Origin of the sequence: Kaistella antarctica (assembly GCF_900109615.1) — a bacterium.
Classification (GTDB): Bacteria; Bacteroidota; Bacteroidia; order Flavobacteriales; family Weeksellaceae; genus Kaistella; species Kaistella antarctica.
In genome coordinates, this window is sequence record NZ_FOIX01000001.1 from 680,395 (window position 1) to 706,397 (window position 26,003).

At 36.4% G+C, this 26,003-nt stretch carries 21 protein-coding genes; 8 read left to right on the forward strand and 13 right to left on the reverse strand.

Translation table 11 applies throughout. The features are described from left to right. The first annotated feature begins 434 nt into the window (after positions 1 to 434). The 4 genes from BMX49_RS03240 to BMX49_RS03255 all read left to right on the forward strand — a co-directional run bounded on the left by BMX49_RS03240 (position 435) and on the right by BMX49_RS03255 (position 4,947). Positions 435 to 923 carry a T9SS type A sorting domain-containing protein gene (locus BMX49_RS03240; protein ID WP_034718605.1) on the forward strand — a complete coding sequence of 163 codons (489 nt, stop codon included), beginning with the start codon at positions 435 to 437 and terminating at the stop codon, positions 921 to 923. 24 nt (positions 924 to 947) lie between these two features. Continuing rightward, a complete protein-coding gene (locus tag BMX49_RS03245; protein ID WP_051803667.1) occupies positions 948 to 2,501 on the forward strand; it encodes a DUF8740 domain-containing protein in 1,554 nt (517 codons plus the stop codon). Between the two features lie 489 nt (positions 2,502 to 2,990). After that, the gene (gene radA, locus BMX49_RS03250; protein WP_034718607.1) at positions 2,991 to 4,337 is read left to right on the forward strand and encodes a DNA repair protein RadA; all 1,347 of its coding nucleotides are present in this window, start codon (positions 2,991 to 2,993) and stop codon (positions 4,335 to 4,337) included. A 37-nt stretch (positions 4,338 to 4,374) separates the two neighbouring features. Beyond that, complete coding sequence (locus BMX49_RS03255) at positions 4,375 to 4,947, forward strand: acyl carrier protein phosphodiesterase (RefSeq protein ID WP_034718608.1); 573 nt, start codon at positions 4,375 to 4,377, stop codon at positions 4,945 to 4,947. On the opposite strand, the gene BMX49_RS03260 is transcribed toward BMX49_RS03255, so the two are convergent. Continuing rightward, positions 4,944 to 5,471 (reverse strand): DUF6702 family protein, encoded by a 528-nt coding sequence (locus BMX49_RS03260; protein ID WP_034718610.1) that lies wholly within the window; start codon positions 5,469 to 5,471, stop codon positions 4,944 to 4,946. The genes BMX49_RS03255 and BMX49_RS03260 overlap by 4 nt on opposite strands. Before the next feature lie 78 nt (positions 5,472 to 5,549). Then, the gene (locus BMX49_RS03265; protein ID WP_034718612.1) at positions 5,550 to 8,789 is read right to left on the reverse strand and encodes a S8/S53 family peptidase; all 3,240 of its coding nucleotides are present in this window, start codon (positions 8,787 to 8,789) and stop codon (positions 5,550 to 5,552) included. A 166-nt stretch (positions 8,790 to 8,955) separates the two neighbouring features. On the opposite strand from BMX49_RS03265, the gene BMX49_RS03270 reads away from it, so the two are divergent. Both BMX49_RS03270 and BMX49_RS03280 read left to right on the forward strand, forming a co-directional pair. Beyond that, positions 8,956 to 9,528: a HupE/UreJ family protein gene (locus BMX49_RS03270; RefSeq protein ID WP_034718614.1), complete on the forward strand. Its 573-nt coding sequence runs from the start codon at positions 8,956 to 8,958 to the stop codon at positions 9,526 to 9,528. A 244-nt stretch (positions 9,529 to 9,772) separates the two neighbouring features. Further along, positions 9,773 to 12,142: a M1 family metallopeptidase gene (locus BMX49_RS03280; protein WP_034718617.1), complete on the forward strand. Its 2,370-nt coding sequence runs from the start codon at positions 9,773 to 9,775 to the stop codon at positions 12,140 to 12,142. A gap of 58 nt (positions 12,143 to 12,200) precedes the next feature. Here the strand turns inward: BMX49_RS03280 and BMX49_RS03285 are convergent, their stop codons facing one another. Then, positions 12,201 to 12,704: a phage tail-like protein gene (locus BMX49_RS03285; protein ID WP_034718618.1), complete on the reverse strand. Its 504-nt coding sequence runs from the start codon at positions 12,702 to 12,704 to the stop codon at positions 12,201 to 12,203. A gap of 2 nt (positions 12,705 to 12,706) precedes the next feature. Further along, a complete protein-coding gene (locus BMX49_RS03290) occupies positions 12,707 to 15,118 on the reverse strand; it encodes a DUF4347 domain-containing protein (protein ID WP_034718619.1) in 2,412 nt (803 codons plus the stop codon). 352 nt (positions 15,119 to 15,470) lie between these two features. Between BMX49_RS03290 and BMX49_RS03295 the strand changes: the two genes are divergently transcribed. Together BMX49_RS03295 and groL are read left to right on the forward strand one after the other, a co-directional pair. Continuing rightward, positions 15,471 to 15,749 carry a co-chaperone GroES gene (locus BMX49_RS03295; RefSeq protein WP_034718620.1) on the forward strand — a complete coding sequence of 93 codons (279 nt, stop codon included), beginning with the start codon at positions 15,471 to 15,473 and terminating at the stop codon, positions 15,747 to 15,749. Positions 15,750 to 15,828: 79 nt separating this feature from the next. After that, positions 15,829 to 17,454 carry a chaperonin GroEL gene (groL, locus tag BMX49_RS03300; protein ID WP_034718621.1) on the forward strand — a complete coding sequence of 542 codons (1,626 nt, stop codon included), beginning with the start codon at positions 15,829 to 15,831 and terminating at the stop codon, positions 17,452 to 17,454. Between the two features lie 67 nt (positions 17,455 to 17,521). On the opposite strand, the gene BMX49_RS03305 is transcribed toward groL, so the two are convergent. From BMX49_RS03305 to BMX49_RS03350, 9 genes are all read right to left on the reverse strand, one after another. Continuing rightward, a complete protein-coding gene (locus BMX49_RS03305) occupies positions 17,522 to 18,721 on the reverse strand; it encodes a hypothetical protein (RefSeq protein ID WP_034718623.1) in 1,200 nt (399 codons plus the stop codon). Between the two features lie 304 nt (positions 18,722 to 19,025). Beyond that, the gene (gene pyk / locus BMX49_RS03310; RefSeq protein ID WP_034718625.1) at positions 19,026 to 20,471 is read right to left on the reverse strand and encodes a pyruvate kinase; all 1,446 of its coding nucleotides are present in this window, start codon (positions 20,469 to 20,471) and stop codon (positions 19,026 to 19,028) included. After that, positions 20,464 to 20,934 carry an IPExxxVDY family protein gene (locus tag BMX49_RS03315; RefSeq protein ID WP_034718626.1) on the reverse strand — a complete coding sequence of 157 codons (471 nt, stop codon included), beginning with the start codon at positions 20,932 to 20,934 and terminating at the stop codon, positions 20,464 to 20,466. The genes pyk and BMX49_RS03315 overlap by 8 nt, the downstream gene beginning before the upstream one ends. Then, a complete protein-coding gene (gene rnc, locus BMX49_RS03320) occupies positions 20,909 to 21,673 on the reverse strand; it encodes a ribonuclease III (RefSeq protein WP_034718628.1) in 765 nt (254 codons plus the stop codon). The genes BMX49_RS03315 and rnc overlap by 26 nt, the downstream gene beginning before the upstream one ends. Before the next feature lie 15 nt (positions 21,674 to 21,688). Next, positions 21,689 to 22,933 carry a beta-ketoacyl-ACP synthase II gene (gene fabF, locus BMX49_RS03325; RefSeq protein ID WP_034718630.1) on the reverse strand — a complete coding sequence of 415 codons (1,245 nt, stop codon included), beginning with the start codon at positions 22,931 to 22,933 and terminating at the stop codon, positions 21,689 to 21,691. 24 nt (positions 22,934 to 22,957) lie between these two features. Next, entirely contained in the window at positions 22,958 to 23,197 is a 240-nt protein-coding gene (locus BMX49_RS03330) for an acyl carrier protein (RefSeq protein ID WP_002976354.1), read from the reverse strand. 331 nt (positions 23,198 to 23,528) lie between these two features. Further along, on the reverse strand, positions 23,529 to 24,449 hold the full coding sequence (gene hutG, locus BMX49_RS03335) for a formimidoylglutamase (protein ID WP_034718631.1): 921 nt from the start codon (positions 24,447 to 24,449) through the stop codon (positions 23,529 to 23,531). Between the two features lie 311 nt (positions 24,450 to 24,760). Next, complete coding sequence (paaA, locus tag BMX49_RS03345) at positions 24,761 to 25,705, reverse strand: 1,2-phenylacetyl-CoA epoxidase subunit PaaA (RefSeq protein WP_034718634.1); 945 nt, start codon at positions 25,703 to 25,705, stop codon at positions 24,761 to 24,763. A gap of 15 nt (positions 25,706 to 25,720) precedes the next feature. Continuing rightward, positions 25,721 to 25,996 carry a hypothetical protein gene (locus BMX49_RS03350; protein ID WP_051803670.1) on the reverse strand — a complete coding sequence of 92 codons (276 nt, stop codon included), beginning with the start codon at positions 25,994 to 25,996 and terminating at the stop codon, positions 25,721 to 25,723. Positions 25,997 to 26,003: the final 7 nt, after the last annotated feature.

The following is a 26,003-nucleotide window of genomic DNA, read 5'->3' on the forward strand; positions in this document are numbered from 1 at the left end:
TCACGGCAATTAAGTTAATTTAAAATTAATTCTGTGCAGTCTACACTTAAATGATGAAAGTGAAAACATGGATGGTTCAATTTCATTTTAAAGAAAAATGATTTTCCATGCTGATCAAATATGCAGTTTATATTTTCACATCCATCTCACAAAGATTTTGATATGATTTCATAAAATTTAATATTCTTGCTCACAGTTTTCTTTTTTAACTATAAAATATAGCAGTTTGTATTTCCGTATTGATAAATTTATGAATTATAAAATTACTTAAAGTTACCTAGCTTATATTATGCTACAAATAACTAATAATTAAAATTAGTAATTGTAATGCTTTCAAATAGACATTTTTACCGTATTCTTGCACTTTTGACTCGCAAAAAAAATTATATTTTAGACAGCTAGATTAATTTTAAATTACTAAGAAATATAGGAGTATGGAACACAAACGGTTAAAGCTTTTTTCGATCATTTTTTTTACCTTTGGAATATCCAATTTATACGCTCAGGAAAGTGTTAATGCTGGCAGCGGTAACACATTCGGTACCGGTGGTTCTGGTAGCTACTCTCTCGGTCAAATTGTCTATACTACTAATGAAAGCGTCACAGGCTCTTCAGCACAAGGCGTGCAACAACCTTTTGAAATTTCGGTCTTGGGATTGGGAGATATTTCTTTTTCAAACAATACAATTTCTATTTATCCGAATCCTGTAGCAGATCACATTACTATATTATTAAAAGATGTTGAACTTTCTGAATTAACTTATCAACTTTTGGATATGCAGGGTAGAAAAATCGTCGGCAAAAAAATCGAAAATAATTCTACTCAAATTGTAATGAACCATTTACCTGTAGCGACTTACTTTGTAAAAATAATTAAGAGGAACAGAATCATAAAAACCTTTAAAATCATTAAAAATAAATAACTAATTAACAAAAATCTAAAAAATATGAAAGGAAAATTTTTCACACTGAAAATGTCGGTATTTTTTGCCTTAACTTTTTGTGTTAATTCATTACTAGTAGCACAAACTCCAGAAAAAATAAGCTATCAGTCAGTCCTTCGTGGAAGTGATAATGAATTACTTGCAAACAAACGAGTTGGAATGAAAGTCAGTATTTTGAAAGGTTCAGCAAATGGAACAGTGGTTTATACGCAGACAAAATCGACTATGACAAATGCTAATGGGCTCATAAATCTGAAAATCGGCGACGAATCTATTTTTTCAAATATTGACTGGGGAAGTGGAGTCTATTACATAAAAACAGAAACAGACCCAACTGGTGGAGCAAATTATACTATTTCAGGAGAAAGCCAATTACTTAGTGTGCCCTATGCATTGCATGCTAAAACTACAACCTCAGAAAGTTTAAAATATGATAAAGCTGGTGGGAAAATAAATGGACCAGTAAGCGTGGGGATTGATTTACCCAGCGGTCATTTATTTAATGTTTTTGATAATTTAAAAATATTAGATGATGAAGCTAAAGCAGTAATAATCGGAAATACAGTTAACAGTGCAGGCGCGCGACATAGAGTTTATCACGAAGACTATAATTGGAAGGTGCCGGAATTTAATCCAGGGATGATTGGTGATTATGCTGATTTATACCTTCATCAAGTTGAAACTGCACCTTCAACTGTCGCGGCAAATGAATCGTATACAAATATAAGTACTGCAGCTGGTGTAACAAACGCGGGAAGACAAATTGGATATTTAGGCGGTGTTATGATCATGAGTGGGCATAAAGGAATTATTGAACACATCTCTGGCGCGAAAATCGCTAACAGAATACGCCCAAATGCGAGCGGGAATATTGGGTCTATGGCGGGAGTTCAGGGTGGATTAACATCTTACGGTACGAATACCGCTAAAATTCAAGAATTTAGAGCGCTAGAGTCGTTTACTTACGCTTTAAACGGAGCGAGGCTTGTAGATAATTATGGGTTGTATTTACGCTCAGCGATGGTTCCAGGCGTTACTCGGGGATGGGGGGTTTATCAAGAGGGTTCAAATGATAATAATTATTTTGCGGGGAAAGTAAGAATAGGTCATGTATTAGGTTCTGATATTCCTGTAAGCGATTATAAACTTGACGTTTTAGGATCATCGAGATTTTCTGCAGGAGTAGAAGTTGGTGCTTTTAAGTCTAATGGAAATATAAATATAGTAAAGCAGGCAACCGCAGAACCACGGTTAATAAATTTTCGAATCGGTGACCAACTTCGCTATTCCACTCAATTTTTAGGTGCGGAAGAAGGTGGTTTGTCAGGCAGCAATATTACTATGTATCGATATGATGATGCCGGTGCTTATTTAGGTAAAGTTTATAATATTAACAGAGCAACAGGAACCGTAGAAATTGAAGAGGAATTAAAAGCAAAAACCGTGAAACTAAAAAAAGGTACGTTAAACCAAACTCCGCAACCTGGGACATTAGAATATGATGGATCCGATTTATACTTTACAAACGAGTCTGGAATTCGTAAAAAAATAAATTAAATAAAGATTTCCGAAACAATGCCAATATCGGTATTAAGTAGTATCGCGTAGAATAACCTGAAATATGTACATATGATGACTTTACAAGAAAATCGAAAACTACAATTTTTTTTTTAGAATATATGCGATATCAATTATTTTAGGAAACATTTATGTAAAATTACGAAATAGAACCAAAATAAATCTCGAGTTTTTCTATTAGCTGATTTCAGAATACAACTTAGCAACGTTTACTTATTATTAAATATAAACGGAATTAAGTTTTAGTCTTTCTACGTTTAATAAAAGACAAGATTATCAGTATCAGAAGAATTCTGTCTGTAATTTTAGTCACGATGGAAGTGACATCCTTTTTTTTGTAAAGAAAAGCAAAAGATATAACCACTAGCGGCAGGACTTTAGAAGAAGAGGAAATTTTGTTGCTCTTAAATACTGAAATTATCGGTTTTGTCTCCTTGTCATTTGGAAAATTTTCAGGAGATTCGCACCATGGCAAAAGTGAAAACAGCATATATCTGTCAAAATTGTGGCACCAATTATCCACAATGGCTTGGGCAGTGCAAAAATTGTGGTGAGTGGAATACTTTGGTGGAGGAGATTGTAGAAAAATCGCCGGCAAAATCTTACACTGATAAATCGAAACAGCATATCATCAATATTATCGAGGTTGAAACCTTTGAAGAACCTCGCATTATAAGTCCGTCTGAAGAACTTAACCGTGTTTTGGGTGGCGGAATTGTTTTAGGTTCGGTGACCTTAATTGGCGGCGAACCGGGAATTGGGAAATCGACTTTATTGCTGCAACTGGCTTTGAAAATGAAGAAGAAAATTCTTTATGTTTCAGGTGAGGAAAGTGCGTCACAGATTAAAATGCGGGCTGATCGTTTGACGGAAGTTCAGAATCCGAACTGTTTTCTTTTTACCGAAACTTCCGTCGAGAAGATTTTGCACGAAGCTAAAAAGTTGAAGCCTGATTTTATGATTATTGATTCCATTCAAACGCTGCAAAGTCAAACCATCGAAAGTTCACCGGGGACGGTTTCTCAAATTCGGGAATGTTCCAATGAAATTATTAAATTTTCAAAAGAAACGAATACGCCAACATTCTTAGTGGGTCACATTACCAAAGACGGACAAATTGCTGGGCCTAAAGTTCTAGAACACATGGTCGATGTCGTCTTAAATTTTGACGGCGATCGAAATCATTTATTCAGATTGTTGAGAGCCAGTAAAAACCGCTTTGGATCCACCGCAGAAATCGGTATTTACGAAATGGTTTCCCAAGGGTTGAAAGAAATAAAGAATCCCTCAGAAATATTAATCACCAAAAAATTCGAGGAACTTTCCGGAAATTCGGTTGCCGTAACTTTAGAAGGAAACCGACCAATGTTGATTGAGATTCAGGCCTTGGTAAGTTCGGCTGTTTATGGAACGCCGCAAAGAAGTTGTACCGGTTTTGACTCCAAACGATTAAATATGCTTTTAGCAGTTTTAGAAAAAAGAGCTGGTTTTCAATTAGGTGCAAAAGATGTTTTCCTCAATATAACTGGCGGAATAAAAACGGGAGATCCAGCTTTAGATTTAGCAGTTGTAGCTTCCATTCTTTCCTCCAATGAAGATATTGCGATTTCTGAACATTTCTGTTTCGCCGGAGAAATTGGGTTGAGTGGAGAGATTCGTCCGATTCCGCAGATTGAGCAAAGGATTTCGGAAGCGGAAAAATTGGGATACGAAAAAATATTTGTATCGAATCTCAATAAAATCCCAAAGAAAAAATACGGAATTGTTATTGTGGAGGTAAGTAAGATTGAGGATTTTCATGAAGCTTTATTTTAATAATTGGTTATCTTCCTCCAACCCCTAAAAAAAACTCATGAACTACCTCGCCCATTCTTTTCTTGCTTTTTCTGATGAACAAATCGTCGGGCAGTTTCTGGAGGATTTTATTCCCAACCGAGATCGCTATTCTTATCCGATAGGAATGCAGGAGGGAATTACTTTGCATCGTGAAGTGGACACCTTTACAGATTCGCATCCGGAACTGCGTGAAGCTAAGAAAATTTTCAGCCCATTGGTAAGACTCTATTCTGGTGCTTTTGTAGATGTTTCGATGGATTATTTTCTGGCCAATTCTCTTTCTGATCAAGCTCTTAAAAAGCATGCTGAAAAAGTATACCAAGTCTTAAGAAAAAACGAGAAGTTTCTGCCTGAAAGACTTTTGAGAATGGTTAATGGAATGGAAAAAGACAATTGGTTGTACAACTACAAAGAAGATTGGGGAATCAAATATTCGATCCAGAATGTTTTAAATAAAGCAAAATATTTAGATAAAGACTTGCCTGTTTTCGAGGTTTTTTTAAATAATAAATCGCAGCTTCAACGGCACTTTGATGTTTTCTTTCCGGAACTTTTAGCGCACGTACAGAAAGTAAATTCAGAGTTTTAGAAGTTTTTATAAAGATATCGATTTGGATAATTCAATCGTTCACTTTGACGTTTTCCGTTAACGATGATGTGGATAATATTCATTTGATCATCATATAAATTATAAAGAAAGCTTACCGCAGTTTCCACTTTTTTTGGTGGAGTCGTGACTTCTGATTCCAAAAATATATTAACCGACTCATTGTCCTCCTCAAAGCCGATGTAGTTGATCCTTAAAGCATTATTGTCTGATTTAAGTTTAAGGTATTCACTGCAATATTTGCTTAAAAGTTCGTTGATTTGCTTTTTATATTTTTCATCATTAAAGTGAACAGCGATTCCATATTTTTCTTTTAATCCATTTTCCAGATCATCCAAAAAGAATTTTCCCGAAATTTCGTAGGTCTTTGTTTTTGAATTATAATTGAATTCAACGGATCCCACGTGATAGGGATGAAGGACAGCTGCTTCAGAACTTTTGAAAGAACTTAAAGCTATTATAAAAAATAGGATCAGAGAAAATAACAAAGACTTTTTTAAGAACATGACGGCAATATTTAAGGCAAAGATAAAAAAAGTGGCAACCTTTCGGCTGCCACTTCAAATTAAATTGATACTGAATATTTATTCTTTAATGATTTTTTTGGTCACTTTAGTATTTCCGTCGGTGGTGATTTCAACGATGTACATTCCTTTCATCAGTTTTGAAACATCTATAGAGCCAGATTTATTCACCTCAGCAGTTTTAATAACTTTTCCAGAAAGATCGAAAATTTTCACTTTTCCATTTTGAGCTTTTAGGTCAATATTTAAAACTTCTTTTACTGGGTTTGGATAAATGACAACTTGATCTTGTTTCACATTAGCTGTTGCCAAAGTAGAAGAAGCAGTTCTCACAAAGAATCCGCTAAATCCTGAAGTTTCTAATGTTACTTCCCAATATTGATAAGTTGAATTCCATTTCACGTTTTCAACGTTTGGAGTTAATGTCACAAAGCCGTTGCTGTAAGAGCTTATAGTTCCCGAATTATCGGAACTTGTTCCTGCGAATTTGTCCACTAAAATATTTGCTTTTCCCGCTTCATCTGTTGGTGAAGTTGGAAGTTTTATACTGTTTGTTGCATTATACGCATCAAATTCTGCCTGGCTGAAATACAAAGTGACTCTTCCGGTAGCAGTTGTAGGGTTGTTACTTGGCGTAATTTCATATCGTCTTGCTACGTGCGTAGATTCTGGATTGGTCACCCAAACTTTTGCCGTAACGTTTCCTGCAATAGTGCTCGTAGGAGTTTTCTCAATCATCGCCACGAAATTGCAACTGGTAGTACCGTAATTTTTACCATCAGTCAACTCAAAGGTTACGCTTTCATTTTGCGTAGCTAATTGTTTGATCTGAGGTTTATCTTCGTAAGCCATTGCTCTGATTCTGTAATCAGATGTTGACGCGTTCCACGTAACACCGTTATCAGTAGAGTATGTACTTCTATTATCTAAGTTAATGCTTTCTCTTCTTAAAGCCATTGTTCCAGCTGAAGCATCAATCGTTACAAAGAAATCTTCACCCGAAGTTACAGGAACTCCAAACTGAGTAAAGTCAATCGAATTCCAGGCGCTTCTTTGAACGTCATTTGACAAAGAATTAATTGTTTTAGTCGCAACTACTTCTCCTGGCTTTCCATCTTCTACTTTCCTGATTTGGATGGTAACTGGAATATCACCTGAAGCTCCAGATCCAGTGTAAAAATTGACCGAACCTAATTTCCCCGTAATGGTAGGCGTGTACTTCACTGCAAAAATATAATTGGTAGAAGTTGCATTGGTGTCCTGAGCATTTATATAGAATTGCTCATCATAACCAATGGTTTCGGTTTCTGAGGTTTGACAGCCGATTTCATCAGCTACAGTTTTGTAAATATCCAGTTTCCCAAATCCCCATCTTGCATTGGGTGTGGTGTTGGTCGCCGCATCTTGTCGGGCATTTTCTGTTAATTTCGCTTTTACTTGAGCAGCCGTTAGATTAGGATTCGCTTGAAGCAAAAGGGCAATAGCTCCTGCAACTCCTGGAGCAGACATACTTGTACCTTGATTTTTTCGGTAGTAAGTTCCATCAATATTATCTGTCGAGCTTGTTGGTAGCTTCGCATCTGAAGACATCGCTGATACCACCCATTGTCCCGAAGCCGTAATGTCTGGTTTTTGAAAACCGTCTGCACGTGGACCTTGTGCGCTAAAAGAAGAAATATCTTCAGCTATGCTCCCATTAAGGGCATATCCTCCAGCGGGAGTAGTGCGGTAAGATGTTATTCTTCCTAAATAAGAAGCCACGGTAACTGCAGTCGTTGCGTTTCCGGGTGATCCAACAATAAATTCATTATCTCCATCTACCAAAGTTGTAGCAACCCCTTCACTTACTTTCCAACCGTGTACTAACATGGGAGTTACTCCCGTATTTTGTAAATCTATTTTATAAACACCTTCGCTGTTTTCAGTAGTACCTTCATTCCTGCTGATTACCAGTTGAACATATCTTTTAAGATTTACAGAAGATACCCAGTTATAGACTTTCGCTGTAAATTTTCCGCCCATGATTGCATGTTCCGTGGTTGCTCCTGGAGGAGAAAAATACTCATTACCATCGGGCGTAGTTAATTTAGCAATCACGTCATTATCTTTATCACCATACATGTAAATAGAAAAAACCGCCTCGGTCGTGTTGCTTCCGGAAGTAAGACTGAAATTTCCAGACTCTGTTGGAGCAATATCAACTTTTCTGTGAACATTCTTTCCATAATCATTACCGGCAGAAATCACCATTACTCTTCCAGGAGCGGAAGTAGTAAAAGCATCAATAGCAATTTCGTGTGGTCCACTGCCATCGTGTGCTGTCGTTTGTCCGCCAATACTCATGTTAACCACAATTGGTTTATTGAGAGCGGTAGCAACGTTTTGGAAATAAGTCACGGCATCAATCGTGTTCGTTTGCGGAAAAGAACCATTTCCACCTTTTACGATAACGATGCCTGCTTTAGGAGCGAATCCTTGATGTCTTCGGTCTGCTAACCCCGCACCATTTCCGGTAACGGTTCCTGCAACGTGCGTTCCATGACCGTTCGTGTCTTTTTGTCGAACATAGTTAGTCGGCGTTCCATCCAACTCGTCGTCAATTTGCGCCTTTGTATATTCTACGCCTTTAGTAAATCCTGCTGGACTTACTTCAGTTTCTAATTTGGTTAAAGTCTGATCCCAGATGCTTACGATTCTACTTTTAGTAGGGTCAGTTGGATCACGAAAATCTGGATGTTTCCAGTCAATTCCAGAATCATAAATTCCCACCAATACTCCTTCACCGGTATAGCTGGTATTGTTCAAAGCTCCTGATTGCAATAAAGTTGCACCCGATTGCAGTCTGCTAACATCATTATTAAGTTCATCAAATTCTGGTGATAGGATTGATATGACCTCTTTCATCTCAGCCATTTTCTGTAAATCCTCCAAAGTTGCCAACGCCGTCACAAATGTGGGTAAAGTGCTTTGTACTAAAATACCTTTGGCTTTTAAACTTGTAGCATTTTTGGTGTACACAATACACGAATACATTTTTTGGGCGCCAGCTGCGGTAACCACCAAATGTTCATCCAACTGTAATTTCTTAGCGAGGTTGGATAGTTTTGCCGCGGAGGAAGAAGTCGTTTTACTTTCCTGAATAAGCTTTTCGAATTTATAATCCAGTTTTTGAAATTGTCCAAAAAAAAGTCCAAATAATAGTAAGAATAAGAAAGTCAGAGACTTCTTATAGATTCGTGATTTCAGATTTAGGGAATATTTTAGAATTCCACCAATCGAAAAAAATACATTTCTAGTCATATTTAAATTTATTGATTTTATGGGCTCAAATCTATAAAATTTAAACCGTTATTCATAGAATAATATCGGTTCCAAGTGTAATATTTGAGAATTCTATTTTGGAAGGAAAATTTTAGAAATTTGGTTCATATGTTTCAGAATTCTATTTTTACACGAAAATTTTTTGATGCAGGACTTTATTTTCTATTTAAATCTTGGCTGGGAACACATTATTTCTTGGGATGCTCTAGATCACCAATTGTTTATCTTGGTTTTAGTCGCCGTTTATTTTTATAAAGACTGGCGTAAAATTTTAATTTTAATCACCGCTTTTACTATTGGACATTCGGTCACCCTCGCGTTAAGTGTTTTAGATGTCTTCAGATTGCCGTCTGATTTGGTAGAAACTTTAATCCCGATTACCATCATGCTTACCGCATTCGACAATATTTTGTTTCGTGAAAATCAGAAAAAACTGATGCGAATCAATTACGTTTTGGCCTTAGTTTTCGGCTTAATTCATGGGATGGGCTTTGCCAATATCGCGAGAATGACCATGGCTTCCGAACAAAATATTGCCGTGCCGCTTTTAGGTTTTAACATCGGTTTAGAACTGGGACAAATAACCGTTGTTCTTGTGGTGATGGCAATTTTATACCTTTTATCAAAGTTTTTCAAGTTCCACCAGAAATATTGGATTATCGGGATTTCGGTAATCGCGATTATTCTTTCGGGACAAATGATCTTAGAACGTATTTAATTTTTTATTTATGACTTTTTTCCATCTTGCAGTCCCATAACGAAACTCGAGTTTCCACGATTCAATTCAAAAATAAATTAAATGACAGAGTGGATTTTTTTTCTGCCAACGCTAAAAAAAGAATTTCTGTTCAACCTGCGCGTAGAGCAGATAAAAGAAATCAATTCATTTTTTTACAAATAACTATTTCTATCCAACTTAAAATAATTAAATTTGAAACTCACACTTGCAAAGATTCAACCCTATGAAATTTAAAATAGTAACCTTCCTTTTTTGTTCCTTATTTATTTTCGGACAAGACATTCAAAACAATCCGAAAAGTAATCACGGAAATAAATTCGAACAGCTGGGAACTATTCTTCCAACGCCTAATTTTTACCGAACAGGTTCTGGTGCTCCCGGACAAGGATATTGGCAAAATCGTGCAGACTATGATATCACGGCGTATTTAGACGAAGACAAAAGAAATTTAAAAGGTTCCGAAACAATCACATATTATAATAACTCACCCGATGATCTTGATTATTTGTGGTTACAACTCGATGAAAACGAGCAGTCTTCCATCAATAATGCAGGCTATGATTCGTCATCATTTCTACCAAAGCAACTTAGTTCTGATGATTTAAAAGTGACCGACCTTCCCTTTAAAAATAATGGTTACGGTGTTAATCTAGAGAAGGTGACCGACGTTTCAGGGAAATCTTTGCCTTATGTAGTCAACAAAACCATGATGCGAATTGATCTTCCTAAAGTTTTAAAGAAAGGCGAAAAGTTCATCTTTAAAATTGATTGGAATTACAATATTCCAGATCGCATTAAAATGGGTGGCCGTGGTGGTTATGAATTTTTTCCTGAAGATGGGAATGATTTATTTACAATTACCCAATGGTATCCGAGAATGTGCGTGTACAGCGATTTCAAAGGTTGGCAAAATAATCAATTTACGGGCAGAGCAGAATTTGCTTTGGCTTTTGGTGATTTTAAAGTTTCCATGAATGTTCCGGCAGATCATATTGTTGCCTCAACTGGCGCTGGTAAAAATTTCGAACAGGTTTTAACTCCAGTGCAATTGCAAAGATGGAAACAGGCGCAAACGGCAAAAGAACCGATTGAGATTGTCACTTTAGACGAAGCTAAAAAAGCAGAGAAAAGCAAATCAAAAGAAAGAAAAATTTGGAAATTCGACGCAGAAAACGTGCGTGATTTCGCCTGGACTTCTTCGCGTAAGTTTGTTTGGGATGGAATGAAAGTGATTATTCCAGAAAATAATAATCATGTGATGGCGATGAGTTTATACCCAAAAGAAGCGTATAACCTTTATCGTAAATTTTCTACCAAAGTTATTGCTCATACGATTTTAACTTATTCCGAATTTTCTATTCCTTATCCTTATCCTGTGGCACAGTCAATTGAAGCTGCAAATGGAATGGAATATCCAATGATTTGTTTCAATTACGGACGTACTGAAAAAGACGGAACCTATTCTGAAGGAATTAAAAATGGAATGATCGGCGTCATCATCCATGAAGTTGGACATAACTTCTTTCCAATGATTGTCAACTCCGACGAAAGACAATGGTCTTGGATGGATGAGGGTCTAAATACTTATCTGGAATATCTGACGGAACAATCATGGGATAACAAATTTCCCTCAAGACGTGGTCCTGCGTACACGATTGTAGATTACATGAAATTACCAAAAGAAGAGTTAGAGCCAATTATGACCAATTCAGAAAATATCAATCAGTTTGGACCGAACGCCTATTCAAAACCAGCAACTGGTTTAAATATTTTAAGAGAAACAATAGTTGGAAGAGAACTATTTGACAAAGCTTTTAAAACCTATTCCAAAAGATGGGCGTTTAAACATCCAGAACCCGCAGATTTTTTTAGAACAATGAATGATGCGAGTGCAGAAAATTTAGATTGGTTTTGGAGAGGTTGGTTTTATGGTATTGATCCAGTTGATATCGCAATTGATAAAGTGACGGCGCTTAAACCCGATTTAGATACAACTCCGAAATCAGGTGAAATTAGTTATAACGTAGATCCTCCGATGGAAGCTTCCTTTGATGATATCTCTAAAATCAGAAACCGCGAAGATAAAAAAATTACTTTTTATACTGATAAAGATAAAGAAACTCAAGACTTCTACTGGCGTTATAATCGCGGACAAGAAAAAGTAGATGCGAATAAAGAATACAAAATGCAGGTTGATAATTTTGAAAAAGTTGCTTTAAAAGAAAAGTCAGAATTAGAAAGGATCTATGCTTATCAAATTGATTTCTTGAACAAAGGCGGTTTGGTGATGCCGATCATTTTAGAATTTACTTTTGAAGATGGCTCAAAACTAAATGATAAATCTTCCGCTCAGATTTGGAGAAAGAACGAAGACAAGGTTTCCAAAACTTATTATTTCGATAAAAAGTTAAAATCGATTCAACTGGATCCAATGCGGGAGACTGCAGATATTGATACTTCTAATAATTTCTGGGGAGAAATCGCGGAACCGACTTCTAAGTTTCAGGTTTTTAAACAAAAACAGGAAGGCGCTGTACGCGGCGCTGCTAACGGTAAAGTAAATCCGATGCAGGCAGCTGGAAAGAAAAATTAGGATCAGATTTAAAACAAAAAAAAATGCTTCATTATTATGAGGCATTTTTTTATGATATTTATTTCCAGAAAGACCAGTCTTTTCCGTTATATATTGCCATTATTTTTTTCGTTGGATCATATACCATTGTACCTGCTACAGGGGCCTTTATATTTGCTACGGGACTTTCTACTTTAGGCAAGATAAGCGCTTTAGTATCGGATTCCAAAACTAAAACACCTTCCGCAGTTGTACTCTGTTTCCCAATAATCACGCCTACTTTGGTGTTAGGTAAATCACTTCCTGGTAGAGGAGTCGGAGCATTATCGGCTGCTGAAAGAATATTTAATGTTTTCCAGGCACCATCGTAATATTGCGCATTTTTTGTTGTATTATCATAAACAAGAGTTCCACGTGTAACTGGAGTCATCGATGAACTATCTGTAACATTCGGTAAAATAATACCTTTTGTTGTAAGTAATGGAAAGTCAAGAATTCCACTTCCATCTACTGTTGTTTTTTCGATAGCAACTTGCGAAAAGTAGCAATTTGAAATGAAAAGAGCGATTATTATATTTTTCATAATTAATTACATGTTGGTTCGATACAGTTCCATGAGGTTCCATTGTATAGTTTTAAACAGTCTTTTGTAGTGTCATAAACTAACATTCCTATAACTGGACTCATAATGGCTGTTTCTGGTGAAGCTATTCTAGTAATCACGAATCCTTTATTGTTAGCTTCCATGGCTATAAATCCATTTGGAATATCTTTTGGCCAATCAGCTGTGGTTCTTTTGTCTCTTATGCTGATGCCCATTTTTGTAAAAGCATCAGGGGTTCCGCCTACTCCCGGTTTGGTGCAGGGACATACTTCACTTGTAACTTGATTCGAACTGATTACGCAGCCACCTGGAAAAGTGATTTTAACATAATAGGTTGTATTGGCTGGATCTGTAGCTGGTACAGAATATACGTTCGTGGTAGCACCGGAAATCGGATTATTATTCTTATACCATTGGTAGGTTCCTGAAGATGTAGCAACTGATAATATGCCATTTCCGGGACATAAAAATCCAAAGGTATCGGATTCAGATATGACGTAAGAAGGAGCGTCTCCAAAACCAGAATAGTAACCACCAAAACCAGCGTTGGCATTTGCGCCAAAAATCTCCGCTTGAATAGCTCCTTGTGAAGTTACGCTCACATTACTCATTCCAGATAAATTATAGCGGTAAGATTTCCAGTTTAAGTTACCAGTTACGTCTCCAATAGTTCCAGTATAATTTAAAACTGTTCCATTTTGCTTGACTACTGGCGGAACAGCGACCGCTGGATTTCCTATTGTTGCTGCTAAAACGACAAGTTGAGTACTAGTATATTCAAAATTTCCAATTTTAGTTGCATCCGGAATTAAGTCTACAGATTTTTCCCCAAAGCAATTCAGCGGAGGTATAAACATTAAACTATTTGTATTATTAGCATCGCTTCCATAAATTTTAAGAAAAACATAGGCCGGTGAAGATACTTCTACTCTCATGTTTTTAGAACTATTAAAAGAACTGGAAGGAATAATGGTATAATCGCCAGCATTTGCTAAAGTTGCAAATGGCATAGTCGTATTATTATTAACGTACACTTTGGTATTTGCCACCGTGCTTACTACAATTACTTTTTCTCTTGCTCCACCATTTCCCTGCATAACGATATGTTCTAAACCCAATCGATTCACAGGTACTAACTGGTCAAAACCTAAATCTCTGTCATTGCTGGCATTTCCTTGTTGCATTAAGCCGCCGACCGTTACGGCAATATTTTTAGTTGCAAAAATTTTTGCACCTAGCCATCCAGTATCTTGACTTGATAAGACATTATTTGCCGCAGGTGCATATAAAATAAAAGATTGTCCCTTCTGCAAAGTTATATTAAAGGGGCCTACCAGCGGTGTAGGTGCTAATCCTCCAGCGCCATTAATAAACTTGGTTCCCGCTTTAATATTGTCAATTCTAATATCTGTATTAGCATCTGTTGCCATAATAGAAAGCATATTTCCAGTTTCAGGAATTGTGGTAGCAAATTCTATTGGTGAGCCTCCCCATCTAAATTCTGTACCAAGCGCTGCTGTTCCCTTAGTCAAAACAGATCCCGCCTGTGGAGTTGAGCGCGCTCGATAGTTTACATAAAAATTACCAGTTGAAGTAAATTTCAAACCAGCAGTGCTACCTGAAATTATTGTACCTGCAGTATTTAACGGGCGGGTGATAGGACTGCTTCCAGGTAAAATTACAGGATTGCCTGTCGTAGATGCTACAAATTGTAATCTTACTGGTGTAGAGTTTTTGAAAGTGAAACTTCCTGTATTGTTAGTTACAGTAGTTCCACCAGTTACTAAAGTTGTTACTCTAACAATAGGAAAACCAGTTCCAGAAGCATAATTCATTTGAACCGTAATATCTGTTGCAGATGGGGTAGATAAATAAATATATTCTTCCGTAATCGTTGAATCATCACTATACTTGCCGGCGATCATTGGATTTAGATAATGCTCCATATCCAATTGTAAATTTCCTTTAAAATTGGGGAGTTTTAGTCCGTTTTTTCCATTTCCCATTTCGAGATTCCAATCACCATCAATACCAGTAATATTAGTTGAGGCAGAAACTTTTACATTTAAAGTTTTTTCAAGATATTTTACGGCCGCTATACCTTTCTCACCTTGTGCGAAATTACATCCATATATATACAACTCAGTTTTTTCGTTTAATTGATTTTTAAATTTTAATGCAATTTCCGAAACATTCATCCACTGATTGTCAATAAACAATTCACCAGATTTACCGTGACTGAATAAATGATAAGTCTGTATATTTGAGTTTTCAGTAGGAACTGATAATTCTGAAATAGAGGAGTCGATATAAATCGACTTGGTTGTTCTGTTATTTGCATATATCATTAATTGACAGAGTATTGCCAGAAAGAATAAAGATTTTTTTTTCATTGCGTATACCTATTTTTAAATTTAGATGTAAAATTATTTATGGATAAATTAAGTTCGAACCTTGCTAACAATATCTGATAATTTTAATTCGATGCAAATATATGTAAAACAGCATGTTGAATACCTGTTTTATACGTTAAAATTATAAGAATACTTGTTTTTTTTACCAGATTAAGCGAGAGTATCTCTGTAAATAGGTTAAACGTGTTTTTATTTTTTCATGATTGTAAAAAGATTTTTCTGCCATAATTTCACACTCCTATGTTTACCCTGACAGATTTGCCATAAACTTTGCTTGGCATTCTTTTAGACAAAACCACTACAGTATAATTAATAATTTAAACAAAATAATATGTCAGTAAATTTCAGACCATTAGCAGATCGAGTTCTTGTAGAGCCAACCGCTGCTGAAACTACCACCGCATCAGGAATTATTATCCCAGATACGGCCAAAGAAAAACCACAAGAAGGTATTGTAGTTGCTGCAGGACCAGGAAAAGTAGACGAACCAACCACAGTGAAAGTTGGAGATAAAGTACTTTACGGAAAATATTCAGGATCTGAATTGAAAGTAGATGGTAAAGATTACCTGATCATTAAAGAAGGTGATATTTTAGGAATTATTGGATAGGTCTTTTGTAAGATCAATCCGGCGTAAAAATTTAATTAATAAATAAAGTAATTTCAATATTACATTAATACAGATAAAAATGGCAAAAGAAATAAAATTCGATGTTGAATCAAGAGACGCTTTGAAAAGAGGTGTTGATGCATTGGCGAACGCAGTAAAAGTAACTTTAGGTCCAAAAGGGAGAAACGTAGTAATTGAAAAATCTTTCGGTGCTCCACACGTAACCAAAGACGGAGTTTCTGTTGCTAAAGAAATTGAATTAGAAGACAGAGTAGAAAATATGGGTGCTCAGATGGTGAAAGAAGTTGCTTCTAGAACCAGCGATATTGCTGGAGATGGAACGACTACAGCAACTGTTTTAGCTCAAGCAGTCGTTCGCGAAGGTTTGAAAAACGTTGCAGCTGGAGCAAACCCAATGGATTTGAAAAGAGGAATTGACAAAGCAGTAACTGCGGTTGTTGAAAGTCTTAAATCTCAATCTCAAGAAGTTGGCGATTCATCAGAAAAGATTAAACAAGTTGCTTCGATCTCAGCGAACAACGACGATACCATCGGATCTTTAATCGCTGAAGCTTTTGGTAAAGTAGGAAAAGAAGGAGTAATCACCGTTGAAGAAGCTAAAGGAACTGATACAACGGTAGATGTTGTGGAAGGAATGCAGTTCGACAGAGGATATCAGTCACCTTACTTCGTTACGAATCCTGAAAAAATGGTTACGGAATTAGAAAACCCTTACATCTTATTGGTAGAGAAAAAAATCTCTTCGATGAAAGATTTACTTCCAGTTTTGGAGCCAGTTGCACAAGCAGGAAAAGCTTTATTAATTATCTGTGAAGAAGTTGAAGGAGAAGCTTTAGCTACGTTGGTAGTAAACAAATTAAGAGGTTCATTAAAAATTGCAGCTGTTAAAGCTCCAGGTTTTGGGGACAGAAGAAAAGCAATGTTAGAAGATATCGCGATTTTAACAGGAGGAACTGTTATTTCTGAAGAAAGAGGTTTCACCATGGAAAACGCTACTTTGGAAATGTTAGGAACTGCTGAAAAAGTAGTGATCGACAAAGACAATACAACTTTGGTCAACGGTGGAGGAGACGAAGCTCAAATCAAAGGACGAGTGAGTCAAATCAAAGCTCAGATGGAAACCACAACTTCTGATTATGACAAAGAAAAACTTCAAGAAAGATTAGCGAAATTAGCTGGTGGAGTTGCCGTACTTTATGTAGGTGCTACGTCTGAAATCGAAATGAAGGAGAAAAAAGATAGAGTTGATGATGCCCTTCACGCAACGAGAGCTGCGGTAGAAGAAGGTATTGTTCCTGGTGGTGGTGTTGCTTTGGTAAGAAGTATCCCAACTTTAGATAGTTTGAGAGGTGAGAACCAAGATCAAGATACAGGAATCAAAATTGTGAAAAGAGCAATCGAGGAGCCATTAAGACAAATCGTTGCCAATGCAGGTGGAGAAGGATCAGTAGTCGTTGCGAAAGTAGCTGAAGGAACTGCAGATTTCGGTTTCAATGCAAAAAATGACGAGTACGTGAATATGTACGAAGCAGGAATTATCGACCCTACGAAAGTGGTCCGTGTTGCCCTAGAGAACGCAGCATCTGTTGCAGGAATGTTGTTGACGACTGAATGTGTAATCACGGAAGTGAAGAGCGCAGAACCAGCAATGCCAATGGGTGGCGGAATGCCGGGAATGATGTAATAACAAACCCAAATGGTTTAAATTATAAATAAAATAGTCCGTTCAATTTATTGAGCGGATTATTTTTTTAGGATATGGCCGCGAAATTTTTATTTTCAAGATTTTTATTGACTAAGCTTTTAAGCTGCTTTGAAAAGTAAACCATGTGAGTGTCCTCAATTAACCCCGAAAGTTTATTTTCGATGACCAACTTTTCTTCAAAATTTGCAAACTCATATTTCACAAAGTAAAAAAGTATGGAATAGTATTTTTTCCAACCCAAGGAAAGTTCTCCTAAATGGACTTTATTGAGATATATTTCACACTCAGCATATTCTTCCATTTTCAAATATGCTACTGCACACATAATATTCCAGCAGACTTCGTGGTTTTCTTTACGATCTTGTGGGACAAACTCCCGATCGCGATGTATTTGAAAAGTATTATTCTCAATCAAAAACCGCATTTCTTCGGTCTTATCGGTAAAGATTAAATGTTCCAACACGGCATACTCAAAACTGCAAACGGATTTTTCAGAAGACTCTTTATAAGTTTCCCGTGCAACTAACATTTGATTATAAGTTTCTTTAAAATATCGCTCGTCTTTTTTTAGCCATGATTGGAGAAGGGCTACTCCGAATTTTCTGGCTGCTGGTAAAACATACACTTCAGACGTCAGTTCTGTTTCGCGTATTTTTTGGGCATAGATTTCCATGAATTCACCGTTCTCCGTTAAAAATGCACTCATATACAGAAAACCGTAAGCAAATAATTTGGCTTCATTAGCATGTTCATATTTTAAATAATCGTGGAAGTATTGTGCATAAACGGTTCCAGCCAAATCACGCAAGGGATGATGTTCTATGAAAAAAGTTCGGGCTAAAGGATATTTTACAAGTTGATGATGAACACTTGCTAACATGGAGGGCGAATCTATAATTTTCCGACAGATATTTTCACTCAATGCCCAATAATTAAATTCTGGATGTTTCCCATCTAAATCGCCGAAAAAGATATCCAGTTCATTTTCGATGAGGTTTTTTTTAAAACTGCTGAAATCGGGAAATTCGCAATATTGCGAAAGTGCATCTAAGGTAAATATATGGAAGTTGCCGCTGCTTTTAATTAATCCAAAAAATCGCCGAAAGGTTTGGGCGTTAATAATAAACCCGATTTTTTTGAGCTCAATGGAAAGCTCATCGCAGTGGGAAGAAGAAGAAATTTCTTTCCCTAACTTAGTTGAGACCGCTTTTCTTAACTCTATAAAAATTTTCCTTTCGGTATCCATTTGTTATTTAAATTATTAAAGCTAATTTAATAAATATTAAACAGATAGAACTGTACAAACTTGTACTGGATAAAAATGTTTTTTTAGCTGTATTTTTGTTCCCGCAATACAAATGATGAAAGTAAAATTTCAGATAGACGAAATATATAGATGTTTCGTCTTTTTTAAATTTTAAAAATGAGAAAAATCTTTTACGGCTCATTTATTTGACACTTAAAATTTAGCAGAAAATTTGTAGTTTTTCCCCAACTTAAATAAAAATTGCGTCCCAGAAGAACGCAATTTAATTTCTATTTTAAATAAATTAGATGGTGGTTAATCTCAAAGTATTTGTCTTACCATCTTCGTAAGCTGGCGTAGCGTTAAGATTCAATACGAAATCACCTTGCTCCACATATCCGTGCGTATGCGCTAACATATTAACTTGGATGATGGTTTCGTCAGTCGATTTCTGCATATCATAATAGAAGGCTCTAACTCCCCACAATAAATTCAACATGGTTATCACGCGTTGGTTTGAACTGAAAACAATGATATTAGAGTTCGGTCGGTGAGCAGAAATCTGGAAAGCCGTGTAACCTGAATAAGTTAAGGTAATGATGGCTTCTACATTGGTTGTTTTTGCAATTCTTACAGCAGCCAGACAAATTCTATTCGTAATAAAACGTTCATCTATACAATCGAAATCGTGTTCAATCGGTGAGTTTTTAGTTCTGTAAAAATGAGTCTGCTCAATATTTTTAATAATTTTCGACATGTTTTTCACCACATCTACAGGATAACGTCCAACTGAAGTTTCACCAGAAAGCATCACTGCATCTGCACCATCAAGTACGGAGTTGGCAACGTCGTTCACTTCTGCTCTCGTTGGGGTTAAGCTTGTGATCATCGTTTCCATCATTTGAGTAGCGATAATTACTGGTTTTGAATATTTACGGGCTTTCTCAACCAAGTTTTTCTGAATTGCAGGAACTTCTTCCATCGGAACTTCAACACCTAAATCTCCACGGGCAACCATTAATCCATCGCATTCCAAAAGAATTTCATCAATATTTCTGACACCTTCTGGTTTTTCAATCTTTGCAATGATTGGCGTTTTCTGCTTATTGGTTGGGTGGTTTTTAATGATTTCCTTTAAATCAATAATATCCTGAGCATGACGAACAAAAGATAAAGCAATCCAGTCTAGTTCTAAATCCAAGATAAAGTTCGCATCAGCGATATCCTTCTCGGTTAAGGCAGGAAGCGAAACGTTCGTATTAGGGAGATTAACTCCTTTCTTAGAACTCAACGGTCCACCTTGAATAGTTTTCGCTTTTACAGTATCGATTTCATTGGTCTCAATAACTTCTAAAACCAGTTTGCCGTCATCAATCAAAATCCTTTCGCCCACTTTCACATCTTGTGGGAACTTTTGATAAGTCATGAAAACTCGTTTAGAATCTCCTTCGATATTTTCATTGGTAAATGTTAAGATATCTCCTGGATTCAAATAAGATCCTTCTTTCACCACTCCTACACGAAGTTTTGGACCTTGTAAATCTCCTAAGATCCCAACAGACTGCCCAAGCTCTTCATTAATTTCTCGGATGGTTTCTACGTTCTTTTTTACAATGTCGTAGTCGGCATGGGAAAAATTTATTCTAAATATGTCAACACCAGCTAAAACCAACTGTAGCATCGTTTCTTTATCAGAAGATGCGGGTCCTAGAGTTGCAATGATTTTTGTCTTTTTTAAATATTTATTCATAATATTGAATTAATTGATAAAGCTCCTCGATAGGGCTTAGTTGAAAATCCTGTATTTGAAACATTAGATTTTCAGGATGCAAAATTACTGAAAAATCAACAAATGGTTCTGATGTTTTAATGATATAGTTAACATCGGGGAAATGGTCCAGTAAATTTTTGGTAATTCCTTCTGTATTAAATAGTTCTGTCGAACTTTTCTTTTGAAAACTCTGACTGGATTGGTTGGAAATAAAATGAATGCAGATTTTCGTGTCGTGATGAAAGGTCTCAAATCTCGGAAAATGATAGTCATAATACTGACCATGAAAAATTAAATCAGTAATCCGAGTAAACTTGAACGGGTTCAGCGTATTGAGATGGTGAAAAAGTTCGTAATCAGGAACTTCTTTTACAAGGCGAACTAATCCTAAAGTAATTTCGTCGTCTTCATCGATCTCAAGAGTGAACTTTTGGGCTTTCAAGGATACACTGTTTTTTATTTAAAATATAGAAAGCTCTTTGCGCTGCTTTTTCTTCTGCTTTTTTCTTAGAAGTTTCCGTCGCATTTGAAACTCTCTCTTGATTCAACCAAACGTGGGTTCTAAAAACTAAATTCTTATTCGGTTGCATTTCCTCTAAAGTCTCATACTTAATGACGACTTTTTTCTTTTGGCTCCATTCCAAAAGCAATCCTTTATAACTAATAATTTTATTCTCAAGCTGATTAATTGCTGAAGGTGTCAACAACCGTTCTAGAATAATTTTCCGACAGGTATCGTAATCTTGGTCCAGATAAATTGCGCCAACTAAGGCCTCAAATAAATTTCCCGCCAGATTTTCACTGAGAGAAGTATTGGATTCGTTTTGCAGAAACTTGGTCAAGGAAAGTTCGGTTCCTAATTTATTGAGATTTTTCCGGTTGACAATTTTCGACTTCATCTGTGTAAGGTAGCCTTCATTTGCCTCAGGATAAGTCGCAAAAAGATGGCAAGAAATAATTGTTCCCAACACCGAATCACCTAAGAACTCCAATCGCTCGTAGTTTTTAAGTTGTTTGTTTTTCGCGGATGATTTTAAAGAAAATGCCTCCCGGTAAAGATTAATATTTTGAACAGAAACACCCGTAATTTTGGCTATTTCGTTGCTTAAATAGTAGTCTTTTTCAGATAGACTTTTTTTTCGTCTGGCTAGGAATTTAGAAATGTATTTCTTTAACTCCATAGAATTTTAAGGGTCTTAAATTTTGGTAAAGAGTACACAAGCGTTGTGCCCTCCGAAACCGAAAGTATTACTCATCGCCACATTCACTTCTTTTTTAACTGCATGATTAAATGTGAAATTCAATCTGTTGTCAATCCTTTCATCATCCGTAAAATGATTAATGGTAGGTGGTACAATATTGTGAATAATGGTGTGGATCGCTGCAATCGCTTCTACAACTCCCGCTGCGCCAAGTAAATGGCCAGTCATCGATTTGGTAGAATTGATCTGAATATCGAAAGCGTGCTCTCCCAGTAATTTTGAAATTGCATTAGATTCTGCAACATCTCCCAATGGAGTAGAAGTCCCATGCATATTGATGTGATCTACTTCATCGGCAGTAATGCCAGCGTCTTCTAGACAGTTTTTCATTACGAGATAAGCGCCCAACCCTTCCGGATGTGGTGCAGTCATATGATAGGCATCAGCACTCATTCCGCCGCCTTTTAGCTCAGCATAAATTGTTGCACCTCTTTTTAAGGCATGCTCATATTCCTCCAAAATAATACAACCAGCTCCTTCGCCAAGTACAAAACCATCTCGATCTTTATCGAAAGGTCTTGAGGCAGTGGTAGGACTATCGTTTCTAGTCGAAAGCGCCATCATAGCATTAAAGCCACCGACGCCACTTGCCGTAACTGCTGCTTCAGATCCGCCACAAACAATTACATCTGCTTTTCCTAATTGGATAAGCATCTTAGAATCGATGAGTGCATTAGCTGAAGATGCGCAGGCAGAAACCGTTGCATAGTTAGGACCGTGAAAGCCGTATTCAATAGAGATATGTCCTGGTGTGATATCAACGATCATCTTTGGAATAAAAAAAGGATTGAATCTGGGAATATCTGTATTCGCCCAGCCCAACACTTCTTTTTCGAAAGTTTCTAAACCGCCAATTCCTGAACCCCAAATAACGCCTACACGATTTTTATCTACGTTGTCTGCAATGATGCCAGAATGTTCCACGGCTTCTCTAGCAGCAACAAGACCTAATTGCGTGTTTCGGTCCATTTTTTTAGCTTCCTTTTTTTCAAAATGAGCAAATGGATCGAAATTTTTTACTTCACACGCGAAATTGGTTTTGAATTTTGTGGCATCAAAAAGAGTAATCGGGGCAGCTCCGCTCTCGCCTTTTATAAGGCTTTCCCAGAATTCTTTAGCGTTATTTCCAACAGGTGTAATAGCGCCAAAGCCAGTTACAACTACTCTTTTTAATTCCATAAATTTTTCTTTGTTGATAGAATACTATTTGTTTACTACTTCTTCAATGTAAGCAATAGCGTGTCCTACCGTAGTAATTTTTTCTGCTTGATCATCAGGAATCTGAATATTAAATTCTTTTTCGAATTCCATGATTAATTCTACAGTATCCAAAGAATCAGCTCCTAAATCGTTAGTGAAGCTAGCTTCTGGAGTTACTTCTGTTTCTTCAACGTCGAGTTTGTCCGCGATAATCGCCTTTACTCTTGATGCAATGTCTGACATAGTAAATTATTTTTAATTAATTGTTAGTTGCTGCAAAGATATAAAATTCTTTAACATTTGAACTTTTTTTACTAAATTTTAAATAATTAGTAAAACTCATTTTAATGGTAACTGAACCTATTTTTCTCTGATAGCATAATGCGAATATAATATTAATATCGCACAAATGCGATTGTTTTGAGGTATTGTTTTTTGAAAGCGTGAAACTCAATAAGTTATCCTAAACATAAGTATTGCTTTAGCTAAAAACTACCACCGTACGGAGCATGATTTTATCTGAATTACAGAAAGTTTGCTGAAATTTTTATAGAAATAGACGGAGAAAAATAAATCATTCAGCCAGCATGAACCATTCATTAACTAGGGAACCGGCTAATCTCGATGTGATTTCATTGGTGTCATAAGATGGATTAATTTCTGCAACATCCATCGCCATTAGTTTTTCTGATTGAATGATCTTTCTGAAAATATGCATAAAACTAGCATCCGCAAAAATTCCATTATAAGCTAAAGCTGAAACACCTGGAGCGATGGCAACATTGAAAACGTCCATGCAAATTGTCAGATAAATGACATCTGATTCTGAAATAAAATCCTCGATTTTAGGATATAGAGTTGGGAGATTCTCGAAGAAAAGTTCATCTGCTAAGATATATTTGATTCCAGCTTGATGCGCAGTGTCGAATAGTTTTAAAGTATTTGAATTCCGCTGAATTCCGATATGTAGAGAATGGATGTTTCCTTCTTGTGCAACTTGCCAAAACCCAGTCCCAGAACTTGCGCCAATTGTAGGGTCGATTTCCCGGTTGTCGAAATGCGCATCAATGTTAATGATTCCAATTTTCTGAGTTGGAAACGCTTTTTTAATTCCAGAGTAATGCGCAAACATTACTTCATGTCCGCCTCCGAAAACAACTGATTTTCCACCCTTCTGCAAAACGAGTTGAACTTTGTCAGCTAATTTATTCTGAGTGTGTTCTAAATCTTCATTTTCACAATTGATATTTCCAAAATCTTTTAAATTGAAATTCGGATTAATGACAGGAAAGTTGGACATGTTTTTGCGCATAACGTCGGGTGCATCTTTCGCCCCAACTATTCCTTTATTTCTTTTTACTCCTTCATCAACCGCAAAGCCATGCAAAACGAAATCGTTCTTTAAAATATTGTCGTAATTCTCTTCCAAAGAAACCCTTTGAAAAATTCGGTGATATAATGGTTCATCACCATCGAAACGTCCTTGCCAAATCATTAATTTTCCTTTCTAAATCTAAAATTATAAAAAATAAATAGTGCTAAAAGTAACAAAGTCGTTTTGAAAAAAATATCATCTTTTTCTAGTGTGCCTACAATTCTATTTTGAAATACTTCACCTGCCCTATCTAGGTTAAAATCTGTTATTATTAAAAGAATATAATTGCTTATGAATAACCCAATTACAAGATAAAAGCGTGAACCTTTTGATATTTTATCATTATATATTAAATTGTAGGTGCATTCTAAAGCAATAATGATAAAAATAGAAAAAAAGATTAGAAACAAAATGATTTCAAACATTCCTTTTTATTGATTTACGGTTTCCTCTTTTAAATTCGCCGCAAACGCAATCGCCGCTTCTTTCACCCAAGAATGTTCGCGTTGTGCTTTTCGTTTTGTTTCCAAACGTTTCTTATTACATGGACCGTTCCCTTTCAAAACTTCCATAAACTCATCCCAAGGCAATTCTCCGAAGTCGTAATGTTGAGTTTCCTCATTCCATTTTAAATTTTCGTCTGGAACCTTTAAGCCTAAGAAATCTGCTTGAGAAACAGTCACGTCAACAAACCTTTGTCGAAGATCATCATTACTCTCACGCTTCACTCGATAATTCATCGATTTCTGAGAGTTAGGAGAATCAGCATCATTCGGTCCGAACATCATTAAAGCTGGCCACCAGAAACGGTTGAGTGCTTCTTGAGCTAAATCTTTTTGTTCTTTTGTACCGCGGCAAAGTGTCATCAAAATTTCATAACCTTGTCTTTGGTGAAAAGATTCTTCTTTACAAATCCTCACCATCGCTCTGGAATAAGGTCCGTAAGAATTTCCCATCAACATGACTTGATTCATAATTGCAGCGCCATCAACGAGCCAGCCAATTGCACCAATATCTGCCCAAGAAAGTGCAGGATAATTAAAAATGCTGGAGTATTTTGCTTTTCCAGAAAGCATATCGTTATAGGTAGAATCTCTATCCGCAGCGATTTCACCGTTATTCAAAGTTTCTGTAGCCGCGTATAAATAAAGACCGTGTCCAGCTTCATCTTGAATTTTTGCTAAAAGCGCCATTTTTCTTCTTAAGGTCGGAGCACGCGAAATCCAGTTGGCTTCCGGGAGCATTCCTACTATTTCGGAATGGGCGTGTTGCGAAATCTGACGAACCAGTAGTTTTCTGTAATCATCGGGCATTACATCTTTTGGTTCTACTTTATTTTCGGCCTGTACGTATTGTAAAAATTTTTCTTGATTCATGATTTGGCTTTTTAATTAATTAACATGGGAAGACTGGTGTGCAGTAATTGCATCTTCTTCCATTAAATAAAGTCCGATTCGCCCTTCTGAGAATTCGCCAACAACAAAGGTTATGGTCTTTTCCGGACTTCTAATTTCGTACTCATTGAAGAGGTATGGATTTCCACTAAGTGGCCCAATTACCTCAATCTTTCGATCAGAGCAATGCCAATAATGATTCCAAATATTGATTCCTTCTACTTTAAACTCTTTATCTATTTCTATTAAAGAGATGAAATTCCAGTTTCTCATGATAGTT

Bases quoted from the DNA above. Each gene is read 5' to 3' on its own strand.
- BMX49_RS03240 (WP_034718605.1), top strand. From the start codon at position 435: ATGGAACACAAACGGTTAAAGCTTTTTTCGATCATTTTTTTTACCTTT.
- BMX49_RS03245 (WP_051803667.1), top strand. From the start codon at position 948: ATGAAAGGAAAATTTTTCACACTGAAAATGTCGGTATTTTTTGCCTTA.
- radA (WP_034718607.1), top strand. From the start codon at position 2,991: ATGGCAAAAGTGAAAACAGCATATATCTGTCAAAATTGTGGCACCAAT.
- BMX49_RS03255 (WP_034718608.1), top strand. From the start codon at position 4,375: ATGAACTACCTCGCCCATTCTTTTCTTGCTTTTTCTGATGAACAAATC.
- BMX49_RS03260 (WP_034718610.1), bottom strand. From the start codon at position 5,471: ATGTTCTTAAAAAAGTCTTTGTTATTTTCTCTGATCCTATTTTTTATA.
- BMX49_RS03265 (WP_034718612.1), bottom strand. From the start codon at position 8,789: ATGACTAGAAATGTATTTTTTTCGATTGGTGGAATTCTAAAATATTCC.
- BMX49_RS03270 (WP_034718614.1), top strand. From the start codon at position 8,956: ATGCAGGACTTTATTTTCTATTTAAATCTTGGCTGGGAACACATTATT.
- BMX49_RS03280 (WP_034718617.1), top strand. From the start codon at position 9,773: ATGAAATTTAAAATAGTAACCTTCCTTTTTTGTTCCTTATTTATTTTC.
- BMX49_RS03285 (WP_034718618.1), bottom strand. From the start codon at position 12,704: ATGAAAAATATAATAATCGCTCTTTTCATTTCAAATTGCTACTTTTCG.
- BMX49_RS03290 (WP_034718619.1), bottom strand. From the start codon at position 15,118: ATGAAAAAAAAATCTTTATTCTTTCTGGCAATACTCTGTCAATTAATG.
- BMX49_RS03295 (WP_034718620.1), top strand. From the start codon at position 15,471: ATGTCAGTAAATTTCAGACCATTAGCAGATCGAGTTCTTGTAGAGCCA.
- groL (WP_034718621.1), top strand. From the start codon at position 15,829: ATGGCAAAAGAAATAAAATTCGATGTTGAATCAAGAGACGCTTTGAAA.
- BMX49_RS03305 (WP_034718623.1), bottom strand. From the start codon at position 18,721: ATGGATACCGAAAGGAAAATTTTTATAGAGTTAAGAAAAGCGGTCTCA.
- pyk (WP_034718625.1), bottom strand. From the start codon at position 20,471: ATGAATAAATATTTAAAAAAGACAAAAATCATTGCAACTCTAGGACCC.
- rnc (WP_034718628.1), bottom strand. From the start codon at position 21,673: ATGGAGTTAAAGAAATACATTTCTAAATTCCTAGCCAGACGAAAAAAA.
- fabF (WP_034718630.1), bottom strand. From the start codon at position 22,933: ATGGAATTAAAAAGAGTAGTTGTAACTGGCTTTGGCGCTATTACACCT.
- BMX49_RS03330 (WP_002976354.1), bottom strand. From the start codon at position 23,197: ATGTCAGACATTGCATCAAGAGTAAAGGCGATTATCGCGGACAAACTC.
- hutG (WP_034718631.1), bottom strand. From the start codon at position 24,449: ATGATTTGGCAAGGACGTTTCGATGGTGATGAACCATTATATCACCGA.
- paaA (WP_034718634.1), bottom strand. From the start codon at position 25,705: ATGAATCAAGAAAAATTTTTACAATACGTACAGGCCGAAAATAAAGTA.
- BMX49_RS03350 (WP_051803670.1), bottom strand. From the start codon at position 25,996: ATGAGAAACTGGAATTTCATCTCTTTAATAGAAATAGATAAAGAGTTT.